This window comes from Actomonas aquatica (assembly GCF_019679435.2).
Classification (GTDB): Bacteria; Verrucomicrobiota; Verrucomicrobiia; order Opitutales; family Opitutaceae; genus Actomonas; species Actomonas aquatica.
The window spans coordinates 77,991-89,886 of the sequence record NZ_CP139781.1 but is presented as its reverse complement, the minus strand read 5'-3'; the positions used below and the strand labels follow the sequence as shown (position 1 = coordinate 89,886).

Genomic DNA, 11,896 nt, shown 5'->3' with positions numbered 1-11,896 from the left:
TTCTCCCTTCGGGCCCTTCCAAACGTATCCGCAGTCACCCGCGATACCCGTGCCCACCCCCTCCTTACCCAACTCCGATGAAAGGCCCCCGCGTCGCCATTGTTGGCATCGGCGGCTACGGCCGCGTGCACCTCGCCCACCTGATGGACTTTCATCGCCGGGGGGAGCTCACGCTCGCTGCGGCCGTGGTTTTGCCTCAGGACTTCAACCCCGAAACCCAGGGCCAGTTGGCTGACCTCGGATGCAAGCGTTTCGCTTCGATCGAGCAGTTGTTGGCCGCGCAACCCCAGCTGGCGATCGATCTCGCGGTGGTGCCTACCCCTATCCATCTGCACGCGCCGATGGCCGAAGCCCTCCTGCGCGCCGGCATGCACGTGCTCTTGGAGAAACCGCTCACCGGTTCCCTGGCCGAGGCCCGGCGCCTCGCCCAAACCGCGCTGGACTGCGATCGCAAGCTCACCATCGGCTTTCAATACCTTCACGCCCCCGAAGTCCGGGCCCTGCGCAAACACCTGCAGGGCGGTGCCATCGGCACCCTGCAGCGCGCCACCATCATCGGCGCGTGGCCGCGTCCCCACGCCTACTACCAACGCAACACCTGGGCCGGGCGCTGCAAATCTCAGGACAAATGGGTGCTGGATTCGCCGGTCAACAACGCCATGTCCCACTTCGTCATGCTCATGCTGCACCTCTGCGACTGCGAATCGCTCGAGGGCTGGCAACTCGGCGGGGAGCTCTATCGCGCCCAAGACATCGAGATGTATGACACCGCCATCTTCAGTTTCACCCATCCCAACCGTCCCCGCATGGATTTCTACGGGACCCATAGCGCCAAGGACCTGATTCGTCCTTCCTTGCGCCTGGAAGGCAGCGAGGGCGTGGCGGAGTGGCAACAGGATCGCTTCGCCAAACTAAGCAACGCCGACGGGGAATGGCACCAGGAGGCCAACCCCGAATCAGTCACCCGCGAAGTCATGCTCCGCGACATCATTGCCCACTGGCGCGGCGAGGACGCGTTCGTCTGCGGTCCACATCTTGCCATGACCCACGTGGAATGCGTTTGGGCCCTTCACGCCAGCATCCCCACCACCCCCATCAGTGCGGCCTTCACCGTGCAAAAGGAGGAGGAAAATGGCCCCCGCACCTACGTCCCGGGTTTGGGTGAGGCATTGCAGACCGCTGCCCATCAGGGGGTCGGCCTGCATCAAGTCGGAGCTCCCTGGGCCACTCTGCCCACGCAATCCACCGTCTCTCACCCCGAGGTCTGAGCGCCTCTTCTCGTTGCGCCTCCGCCCCAGCTCGGGGTCCATGCAGCCCTGCATTTTAACTGTTAGAATTTCGCCCCCTCGCGAACCCCGCGGCCTTCGCTTTCGGTGGGGCATCCCCTTTTCACCTCGCCCCGAGGTCACGGTTTCCTCCCCCCCCCATGAATGCCCCCATCAACATCGGAGTCGTCGGGCTCGGCCGCCTCGGCCGCATCTACGCCGGCCATTTTGCTTCCCGAATCCATCACGCCCGCCTGGTGGCCGTCACCGACGTGCAGGCCGACGTGACCGCTGCGGTCGCCGCCGAAACCGGCGCCCGGGCTTGTCCCGATTTTGAGTCTCTGGTCACCCACCCCGAGGTCGACGCTGTGGTCGTCGTTACCCCCACCCGCTACCATCATCCGGTGGTGCTCGCCGCCGCCGCTGCCGGCAAAGCGATCTTTTGTGAAAAGCCGCTCTCGCTGGATCTCGCGGAGGGTGAAGCCATGCGCGCGGCAGTGAACCAGCACGGCATCTTTTTCCACCTGGCTTTCATGCGCCGTTTCGACCCCGGCTACGCTGCCGCCCAGCGCGCTATCGCCACCGGCCGGATCGGCGCGCCGCTCGTGTTTAAATCCAGTTCCCGCGATCGGAATCCACCACCTCTCGACTACCTGCGCCCCGAAAACAGCGGCGGCTTGTTCATCGACATGGGCATTCACGACTTCGACCTGGCACGCTGGTTTATGGGGGACGTGCAAAGCGTGCACAGCACCGGTGGCGCCCTCGCCGATCCTGCCGTGGCCGAAGTGGGAGACGTCGACAACGCTTTCACCAGCCTGGTGTTTGCCTCCGGCATGCTCGGCCAGGTGAACCTCAGCCGCAACGGTGTCTACGGCTACGCGATCGACACCGAGATCGTGGGCCGCGATGGCACCCTGCGGGTTGGTTACGACCGTGAGACCCCGTTGCAAATCATGTCCGCCGGTCACATCGGCCACGACACCGTGCCCGGCTTCCTCGAACGTTTTGCGCAGGCTTACCTGATTCAGCTGCAGGATTTTGTCGACCGCCTGCGGGCCGGCGATGCCCCGGCCATCACCTGCGAGGACGGCATCGCGGCCCAACGTATCGCATCGGCCGCCACCCGCTCTCTGCACGAAGACCGCCGCATCACGCTGGATCAGGACTGATCACCTACAACGCGGCCAGCCAACCGCCATCGACATAGATCACATGACCATTCACGAAATCCGCGGCAGGCGAGGCCAGGAATACCGCCGCACCGACCAGGTCATCCGGCGTGCCCCATCGACCAGCCGGCGTCCGGCTTCGCACCCAACCGTCAAATTGCGGATCCGCGGCGAGATGACGTGTCATGTCACTCAGGATGTAACCGGGACCGATCCCGTTGGCCTGCACGCCATGTGCCCCCCACTCCACCGCCATGGACTTGGTGAGCAGCTTCAACCCGCCCTTGGCTGCGGTGTAGTTACCGGTCGTCGGCCGGCTGCCTTCACTCATGAGCGAGCAGATATTGATGATCTTGCCGCCGCCGCGCCGCTTCATGCCACCGATCACGGCCTGCGCGACGAGGAACGCACCGGTCAGATTGACCGACAGCACATCGTTCCATTGCGCCAACGACATGGTGTCGAGCGCCGCGTAACGATGAATGCCGGCGTTGTTCACCAGGATATCAATGGCGCCGCCGTCGGCGGTCAGCTGCGCGATGGCCTGCTGCACGGCGAGCGGATCGGTCACGTCAAACCGGCAACCTTCGACCGCGGCACCTTCCCCGCGCAGGAGCTCCACGCCAGCGGCCAAACGGTCCTCCGCCACATCATTCAGCACCACCGCGGCGCCCGCCCGCGCCAAACCGCGCGCCAAACTGAAACCCAGACCGCGACCCGAACCGGTCACCAACGCACGACGGCCCTGCAGGGAAAACAAAGAGGGGCTTTTTTCCATGCCTCAGCCTCCTCCCTCGCCGCCGCGCACTTCGCAAGGATTTGAATATGCCAAAAAATCGAACAGTTAACTCCTCCTCCTGTCGCGTCCCGGCTCCGGCATCCTCCACCGCCCAACGCTTCCCCCTGGGACATACCGCCATCGTCACCCCGGGAAGCAAACGCCGCGACCCCGCCGAGACCAACATGGACTTCGGCATTCTGCGCCTGCGCCGCGGTCAACGCCACAGCGAGACCTGCACCGTCGAATCCGTTTTTGTGCTCCTGCACGGCGAGATCCGCTTCCGCGATGCCGCGCAGGAACACCTCGCCAGTCGCGCGTCCCTGTTCGACGAGGATCCCTCCACCTACCATTGCGGCGCCGGCACGGAGCTGGAGCTCAAGGCCGGCACCGGCGGCGCGGAGCTCGCCGTCATTCGTTCCTCCAAATCCGCTCCGCTGCCTACCCGCTTTACGCCCGCCTCCGCAGTCGACAGCGAGGATCGTGGAGCCGGCTTGGTGCAGGGAGCCTGCCGCCGCTGTGTGCGCACGATCTTTGACTACAACACCCGTCCGGACTCCGACCTCGTGGTCGGCGAGGTGGTGAACTACCCCGGCCGCTGGTCGAGTTATCCGCCCCACCACCACGCCCAACCGGAAATCTACCACTACCGCTTCACCGACCCGCGCGGCTACGGCCACGCCGAACTCGGCGACGACGTCCTCAAGGTCCGTCACGGCGACACGGTTGGCATTCCCGGTGGCCTCGACCACGCCCAGGTCTCCGCGCCCGGCTACGGCATGTATTATCTCTGGGTGGTGCACCACCTCCCGCGCCGTCCCTACAAGGGATTTAAATTCACCCCCGCTCACACCTGGTTGCTCGATGCACAGCAACAGGGCTGGCAACCGACCCTCCCCGCTTCCCGATGAAGACCATCCGTCTCACCACTGCCGCCGCCCTCGTCCGCTTTTTGGAAGCACAATACATCCGGCGCGACGGCCAGGAACACCGCCTCATCCAAGGCATCTGCGGCATCTTCGGCCACGGCAACGTGACCGGGCTCGGCCAGGCCATCGAGGAACACGCGTCGCCCGATCTGCCCTACTACCAATCGCGCAACGAGCAGGCCATGGTGCACACCGCGACGGCCTTCGCCAAAACCAAACAACGTCTCGGCACCCTCGCCTGCACCTCCTCCGTCGGTCCCGGCGCGACCAACATGGTGACCGGCGCCGCCACCGCCACCGTCAACCGCCTGCCAGTGCTGCTTCTGCCCGGCGACATCTTTGCCAACCGTCGCCCCGCCCCGGTTCTGCAACAGCTCGAACACCCGTGCAGCCAGGAAACGAGCGTCAACGACTGTTTCCGTCCCGTCTCGCGCTACTGGGACCGAATCAATCGCCCCGAGCAACTGCTCACCGCCCTGCCCGAGGCCATGCGCGTCCTCGCCGACCCGGCGGAAACCGGCGCTGTGACCATCGCCTTGCCCGAAGATGTGCAGGCCGAAGCCTACGACTTCCCCGCCCACTTCTTTGCCAAACGCGTCTACGACCAGTATCGCACCGTGCCCGTGGCCGAAGCCCTCGCCGCCACCACTGACTTGCTGCGTAGCGCCCGCGCTCCGCTCATCGTCGCCGGCGGTGGCGTGCACTACGCCGACGCCACCGCCGAGCTCGCGCGTTTTGCCACCGCCACTGGCATCCCCGTTGCCGTCACCCAAGCAGGCAAGGGCGCGCTGCTCGAGTCCCACGCCCTCGGCCTCGGCGCCGTCGGCGTCACCGGCACAGCCGCCGCCAACCAAATCGCCGCCCGCGCCGATGTTGTCATCGCGATCGGCACGCGGCTCTCCGATTTCACCACCGCGTCCAAAACCCAGTTCCAGCATCCCCAGGTTCGTTTTGTCGCCATCAACACCAACGCCATGGATGCCGCCAAACACGGCGCGCTGCCACTCGTGGGTGATGCGCGCGCCACGCTCGCCGCCTGGCGTCGCCGCCTGCGCGGCTGGCAGGTGCCCACCACCCACCAGCGCGCCATCGCGCGCGCCCGCCGCGCCTGGGAAAAACCCTGGCAGGCAATGACCGCTCCCGGTGCCCACGGCCCCGACGGAGCCATCTACCAAAGCGAAGTTGTGCGCCTCCTCAACGAGGCGTGCGATGGCAACAGCACCGTTGTCCACGCCTCCGGCGGCATCCCCGGCGACATCCACAAACTCTGGCGCGGCCACTCCGCCACCGACTACCACTCGGAATACGGCTACTCCTGCATGGGCTACGAAATCGCCGGCGCCCTCGGCGTGAAAATCGCCGCGCCGGAACGCGAGGTCTACGCCTTCCTCGGCGACGGCAGTTACCTGATGCTCAGCCAGGAGATCGTCACCGCAGTGCAGGAAAACAAAAAGATCACCGTCGTACTCGTGGACAACCACGGCTTCGGCTGCATCCACAACCTGCAACGCGGCTGTGGCGGGCGCAGTTTCGGCAACGAGTTTCGTGAACGCAGCGCCAACTCCCGCCGCCTCGACGGCGGGGTGATCCCCATCGATTTTGCCGCCAACGCCGCCAGCCTCGGTGCCCGCACCTTCACTGCCACCGACCGCGACTCGATCCGGGCCGCTCTCGCCGCTGCCCGCGAGGCCACGGAAACCTGCTTCATCTACATCCCCGTTTCCACCGCTTCGGTCATGCAGTCGTTCTCCTGGTGGGACGTGCCGCCGGCCGAAGTCTCCGCCCTGCCGTCGGTCAAGAAAGCCCGCACGGACTACGAACAAGCCCGGCAGAAACAACGGTTCCACTACTGACCTGCCCCCCCTGCGAATCCGCCCCCGACCGCCATGTCTGCCCCCCTCGCTTCCTCTTCCCTCGCCGCCTGCTCGGTCGGCGCCAACCCCATCATCTGGAGCAATGACGACTTCCCGGATCTCGCCGGAGACGTGCCGCTGGAAACCATCCTGCACGACATGCGCGCCGCTGGCTACGCCGGCTCCGAACTGGGTCACGCCTACCCCGCCTCCGGGGTTGACCTGCGCACCACCCTGGCCGCGCACGAGCTGCAGCTGATCGGTGGTTGGCACAGCACCTTCCTCGCCACGCGGGATCTCGCGACCGAAGAGGCCCGCTTTCATCAGCACCTTCAACGCTTGCAAGCCGCCGGAGCCCAGGTGGCCATCGTGGCCGAATGCTCGTTCTGCTGTCATGGCGATCCTGATACAGCCTTGGGAAGTGGCGACAACCCGCAGCCACGCCTGACGCCGGATCAATGGAGCCAACTCATCGCCGGACTCACGCGGCTGGTCGACATCGCCGCCGCGACGCCGCTGCGCCTCGCCTACCATCATCACATGGGCACCGTGATTCAGGACGAGGCCAGCCTCGATCGCCTTATGCAGGCGGTGCCATCGCTGCAGTTGGTGCTGGACCCCGGCCATCTCGCCTTCGCCGGCCTCGACCCCATCGCGGTTGCCCGACACTACGCCTCCCGTATCGCCCACGTGCACCTCAAGAGCGTGCGTCCCGCGATCGTCGACCGCGCCCGCACCGAAGCCTGGTCCTTCCACCGCGCCGTAAAGAGCGGCGTGTTCACCATCCCCGGCGATCCGGCCGGGGGCATCTCCTTTCCCTCGCTCTTCAACGTCCTCGCCGCAGCCGGTTACCGCGGCTGGCTCGTCGTTGAGGCCGAGGAAGATCCCGTGCAGGTGCCCGCGCTGCCCAAAGCCCGCGCGGCCCGCGACTACGTGCGCCAACACACCGGCGCCTGAACCTCCCCATCCCCCCCATATTTACCATGATTGACTCACCCATGTCGCAAATGACCGCGCTCGGCGCGGATTGGTGGAACGATTCCGGAGTCGCCTCCGAACTCGCCGAAGCCGTCGCGCTCGGCGCGGTCGGCGGCACCTCCAACCCCGTCATCGTCTCCAAAGCCGCGCAGGACCATCCGGAGCTCTGCCGCCCTCATCTCGAACGCCTCATTCGCGAACATCCGCACGCGACCGAGGACGAAATCGCCTGGAAACTGATCCACGCCCTCGGCATCGAATCCGCCACCCACCTGCAGCCCGTTTTCGAAGCGTCCAACGGCGAGAAGGGGTTCCTCTCCATGCAGGTGAACCCGCAGTTCTACCCGGACCCACAGCGCATGGTGGCGCAGGCCCGCCAGCTCGCCGCGCTCGCCCCCAATATCGCCATCAAGCTGCCCACGACGGTGGCGGGCATCGTCGCGATGGAAGATCTGACCGCCGCCGGCATTCGCATCAACGCGACCGTGAGCTTTTCGGTCGCTCAAGCCATCGCTGTGTCCGACGCCATCGAACGTGGCCTGCAGCGCGCCCGTTCCGCCGGCGTATCCACCGATAGACTACGCCCCTACATCACTCTCATGATCGGCCGGGTGGACGATCACCTCAAGCGCGTCGCCGCGGCCGAAGGAATTTCCGCCGCGGAGCAAGCCATCAACTGGGCCGGCATCGCGGTGTTTAAGCGCGCCCACGAGCTCTTCCGCTCGGCTGGCCGCCCGGGCACGCTGCTGGCGGCCGCCTATCGGCACGAGGGCCACTGGTCACAAATCATCGGCCCCGACGTGCTCCAGACCATTCCCTACAACTGGTGGCGGACGTTTAACGACAGCGGCACCACGCCCACCCTCACCCTCGATGATCCGGTGGACCCCGCGATCGTGCACGAGCTCGAACAGACCTTCCCCGATTTCGTGAAGGCCTACGATCCCGCCGGCATGACACCGCCCGAATTCCTCCGCTTCGGCGCCACTCAGCACACCCTCAAACAGTTTCTCGGCGGCTACGCCGACCTGCTCTGCATCGTGCGCGAAGCCATGCTCAACTGAACTCCGTTCACCGCCCTTTATGTCAGATCAATCCCCTCCCCTTGTTCCCGCCTACATCGACGGCGAATGGATCAACTACTCCGACCTGCCGCGCACCCCGGTTTTTAATCCTTCGCTAGGCGAAGTCATTGCCGAGGTTCCCACCGGCGGGTCCAGCGAAGTCGACGCCGCCGTCGCCGCCGCCCGCGCCGCGTTTCCGGCCTGGGAGGCGACTCCCGTGGTGGAGCGCGCCCGCGTCATGTTCCGTTACCGCGCGTTGCTGGAACAACACTTCGACGAAATCGCCCGACTCATCTGCCGCGAACACGGCAAGACCTACGCCGAGGCGCGCGGCGACCTCTACCGCGGTTACGAGGTCGTCGAACTCGCCTGCGGCGCGCCGTCGCTGCTCATGGGCGAGGTATTGCCAAATATCGCCCGCGGCATCGATGGTGAACTGGCCCGTCACCCGCTCGGCGTCTGCGTCGGCATCACGCCGTTTAACTTCCCGGCCATGATTCCGCTGTGGATGTTCCCGCTCGCGTTGGTGTGCGGAAACACCTTTGTGCTCAAGCCCAGCGAACGGGTGCCCCTCACCGCCGTCCGCCTCACCGAGCTGTTGATCGAAGCCGGTCTGCCCCACGGCGTGTTCAACCTCGTGCATGGCGGCGCCGACTCTGTCGACGCTCTGCTGAAGCATCCGGACGTGCGCGCCGTGTCGTTCGTTGGCTCCACGCCGATCGCCCGTCACATATACACCACCGCCACCGCTCACGGCAAACGGGTGCAGGCCAACGGTGGCGCCAAAAACTACGTGGTGGTCATGCCCGATGCCGATATTCCCAAAACCGTCGAGGCGGTGATGAACGCCGCCTTCGGCTGTGCCGGCGAGCGCTGCATGGCTGGTTCCAGTGTGCTCACCGTCGGAGATCGCGGTCAAAAACTCATGCCCGAACTCCAGCGCGCCGCCCGCGAGCTCTCCGTCGGCCGCACCGACGTCGAGACGCAACCCGGCATGGGCGCCCTGATCACCCAGGCGCATCTCGATCGCGTGCGCGACCTGGTCGACAGCGGCGAGCAAAGCGGCGGCCGCGTCATCGCCGACGGACGCGCCGTGCGCGTGCCGGACGCCCCCAACGGCTTCTACCTCGGCCCGACCATCGTCGACGATGTTCAGAACGACATGCGACTGGCCCGGGAAGAGGTGTTTGGCCCCGTGCTCAATGTCATGCACATGCACGATCTCGACGCGGCCATCGCCCAGGCCAACGCCTCCGCCTACGGCAACGGAGCGGTCATCTTCACCCGCTCCGGCGGAGCAGCCCGTGAGTTTCAACACCGGGTCAACGCCGGCATGATCGGCATAAATGTCGGTGTGCCCGCCCCCATGGCGATGTTCCCCTTCAGCGGTTGGAACGACTCCTTCTTTGGCGATCAGCCCATGCAGGGCCGCGGTGGAATCCTCTTCTACACCCAACCCAAGGTCACCACCTCGCGCTGGTTCCACGCCGACGAAGGCGACATCTGGCGCAAGTAATCCCCCTCTTGTGCGGCGCTCATCCCGACCGCACTGCAGCCCCGCCCCGAGGCAACTCGCGGCGGGGCTTTTTCTTGTCCCGCGATCAGAAGCGGAACGACCACACGGCCTTGGCGGAAACGCCGGTCTGCAGCGCCCGCCAGCTGTGCTCGGTGCTGATGTTTTGGTTAAACACCAGGAACACGTCCTGCCCCGGTGTGCGCGTCCAGCGCAACCGCACGTTTGCCCCCAGGTCCTCCGACAGACTATCCCAGTTGGCCACCAGCGAAAGATTCAGGTCCGGCGAGAAAAGCACATCCGCCCGCAGGCCCGCATTGTGAATATCAAACTCTCCCTGCGGCAGATCGACCTGGAAGTATCCATGATCCAAGGACAGGTGAAAATGATCGAGCGCGCGCATCTCCAGTGAAAGCGATGTTTCCCAGCTCTCCCCGTTGTAAAACCCACCCTGCGACACCTCCGTGCGCACCCCCCAGGGCCGGGCGCTGCTGGTGCCAAACCAGGCCGAGAAACGTTGGGTGTCGTGCACTCCGGTCGGCACCAGCACACCGGGTCCGATGAAAAACGGTTGCGTGATCGCCTCCCGGTAAACGAACCACGACGCCCCGAAAAACTCCCGGCTAGGCGGGGTGATGGTGAAGTCGACGATCGACGCTTCGAAGTAGTCCAGTTCGCCGTCCAGCCGCGCGACGTAACTGACCGCCGTGCCCCAGTCGATGCTCTCAAAATTCGCCGGGCGCCAGCGTCGAACCACTTTGCCGGAAGCGTTGTAAATGCCCCGTTGACGCACATAGCCGAGCGCCGGTCGAAAGCCTTCGTCGATGCGAAACAGATTGGTCGTAACCGACCAGCGATCCGTCGGGTAGCGCAACCCCACGCCGTAAGCGCCCGCGTTGGTGTCGGTGCCGTCATCGTAGGTCTGGAGCGCATACGCGTTGAGTCGCAGCGTCTGGTCGCCACCGCGCCATTGGCTGGTTTGAAAATTCAGATCAATGCCGCCCAACCAGTCCTTGTCGCCACCCAACGGATCTCCTCGCGTGAAGATGAAACCCGCGGTCGACTCCTCCAACACATCAAACCGTCCGCGCGCCACGCCCAGGTTGTGATTGCCCAAAGTATCATGTGTTTGCGCAGCCAACACCCCGAAGGAAAACGGTCCCGTGCGCCCGGTCGTTTTCAGCCCCGCACGCAGATCCACCGTGTTGCCCTGGGCATCCAATCCGATGCGTCGCGAAAAAAACGGCAGCAGGCTGTTGGACTGATCCCCAAAGGCGAACACCCCGGCGTCCTGCAAAAAGAAGGCCCGCTTCTCCGGGAAGAAGGTCGAGAAACGGGTCAGATTGATCAGCCGGTCATCCACCTCCGTTTCCGAAAAATCAGTATTGTAGGTCAACGCCGTCGATATCGTGGGTGAGATCTTCCAAAAGAGGTCGAAACCCGCATCCAGCGAAGTGTCGTCCCCGACGCCGGCGACATCCTCCCAGCCGCCGCGCAGAAAGGGTCGAAAGTCCAGCCCCAGCCCGATGTTGAGATCCGCCATGCCCGTCATCTGTCCGGCACTGCCGAGGTAATACGCACGCTGATTTCGGCTCGCCGCCGTCCAACGCACCGTCTCGTTCTTGCGCGCGATGCGCCGCTCAAAATTGATGTTCCACGGTGTGCCGTCATCGCGGAACGACAATGTCGCAAACGGGATCACCATCTCCGCTTCCCACCCCGTCGCCGTGACCTGCGCGCGTCCCTGCCAGATTCCATCCCAATCGTCGTTCAGGGTCTGCCCCGTCACCAACGCATCGTAACGCGCCCCCCGCGGATTGATGCTGAACTGGTAACCCTCGCGCCGGTCGCCGATCGAATCGACCACCAACACAAAATGATCGTCGCCCCCCAGACTAGCGTCCCGCCGCAGTTGCCGCGCCAGGATTCCCGTTGCCTCCCGATCGTAAGCTCGCACGCCCACATACAGATGCTGCGCGTCCCGCAGGAGCAGCACCTCGGTGCGTTCACTGCCAGGCAAACCCGGCGAAGGCTCCACCTGCAACAGGTCACGTCTCACCGCGGCCCCGGACCAGGACGCCTCCGTCAATGCGCCGTCCACCGAGATCGAGACTGTCGCCTCGGGCAACTCGAGCAACTTCGTGGCGACATCGTCCTGCGCCCCCAGCCATAAGGCGCTCAACAACACCAATCCCAGGTTTGACCACCATCGCCTCAGGATCTCCCGCCCGGAGCAAAGGGCCGAGGCACAGAACGCAGAAAACAAGACGGAGCATGGGGTTGGGGACATGGCAAAATCGTGGGGGGTGAACACGCTGTCCAGACGCGACACACGGGGCCGCGC

9 protein-coding genes are annotated in these 11,896 nt (G+C 65.0%); 7 read left to right on the top strand and 2 right to left on the bottom strand.

Going from position 1 to position 11,896, the window contains the following annotated elements; translation table 11 throughout:
* Nucleotides 1–77 precede the first annotated feature (77 nt).
* Both K1X11_RS00385 and K1X11_RS00380 read left to right on the top strand, forming a co-directional pair.
* On the top strand, nucleotides 78–1,268 hold the full coding sequence (locus K1X11_RS00385; RefSeq protein ID WP_221029113.1) for a Gfo/Idh/MocA family protein: 1,191 nt from the start codon (nucleotides 78–80) through the stop codon (nucleotides 1,266–1,268).
* Nucleotides 1,269–1,426: 158 nt separating this feature from the next.
* A complete protein-coding gene (locus K1X11_RS00380) occupies nucleotides 1,427–2,437 on the top strand; it encodes a Gfo/Idh/MocA family oxidoreductase (protein WP_221029114.1) in 1,011 nt (336 codons plus the stop codon).
* Between the two features lie 4 nt (nucleotides 2,438–2,441).
* On the opposite strand, the gene K1X11_RS00375 is transcribed toward K1X11_RS00380, so the two are convergent.
* Complete coding sequence (locus K1X11_RS00375) at nucleotides 2,442–3,215, bottom strand: SDR family oxidoreductase (protein ID WP_221029115.1); 774 nt, start codon at nucleotides 3,213–3,215, stop codon at nucleotides 2,442–2,444.
* Nucleotides 3,216–3,262: 47 nt separating this feature from the next.
* Between K1X11_RS00375 and K1X11_RS00370 the strand changes: the two genes are divergently transcribed.
* From K1X11_RS00370 to K1X11_RS00350, 5 genes are read left to right on the top strand one after another with little or no spacing between them, the layout of a single operon-like run.
* Nucleotides 3,263–4,126: a 5-deoxy-glucuronate isomerase gene (locus K1X11_RS00370; protein WP_221029116.1), complete on the top strand. Its 864-nt coding sequence runs from the start codon at nucleotides 3,263–3,265 to the stop codon at nucleotides 4,124–4,126.
* The gene (gene iolD / locus K1X11_RS00365) at nucleotides 4,123–5,997 is read left to right on the top strand and encodes a 3D-(3,5/4)-trihydroxycyclohexane-1,2-dione acylhydrolase (decyclizing) (protein WP_221029117.1); all 1,875 of its coding nucleotides are present in this window, start codon (nucleotides 4,123–4,125) and stop codon (nucleotides 5,995–5,997) included. The genes K1X11_RS00370 and iolD overlap by 4 nt, the downstream gene beginning before the upstream one ends.
* 33 nt (nucleotides 5,998–6,030) lie before the next feature.
* Complete coding sequence (iolE, locus tag K1X11_RS00360) at nucleotides 6,031–6,954, top strand: myo-inosose-2 dehydratase (RefSeq protein WP_221029118.1); 924 nt, start codon at nucleotides 6,031–6,033, stop codon at nucleotides 6,952–6,954.
* 26 nt (nucleotides 6,955–6,980) lie between these two features.
* Nucleotides 6,981–8,039, top strand: a complete 1,059-nt coding sequence (locus K1X11_RS00355; protein WP_221029119.1) for a transaldolase family protein — start codon at nucleotides 6,981–6,983, stop codon at nucleotides 8,037–8,039.
* Nucleotides 8,040–8,058: 19 nt separating this feature from the next.
* Nucleotides 8,059–9,555 carry a CoA-acylating methylmalonate-semialdehyde dehydrogenase gene (locus K1X11_RS00350; RefSeq protein ID WP_221029120.1) on the top strand — a complete coding sequence of 499 codons (1,497 nt, stop codon included), beginning with the start codon at nucleotides 8,059–8,061 and terminating at the stop codon, nucleotides 9,553–9,555.
* A gap of 85 nt (nucleotides 9,556–9,640) precedes the next feature.
* Here K1X11_RS00350 and K1X11_RS00345 read toward each other — a convergent pair whose 3' ends face one another.
* Entirely contained in the window at nucleotides 9,641–11,734 is a 2,094-nt protein-coding gene (locus K1X11_RS00345) for a carbohydrate binding family 9 domain-containing protein (protein WP_221029121.1), read from the bottom strand.
* Nucleotides 11,735–11,896: the final 162 nt, after the last annotated feature.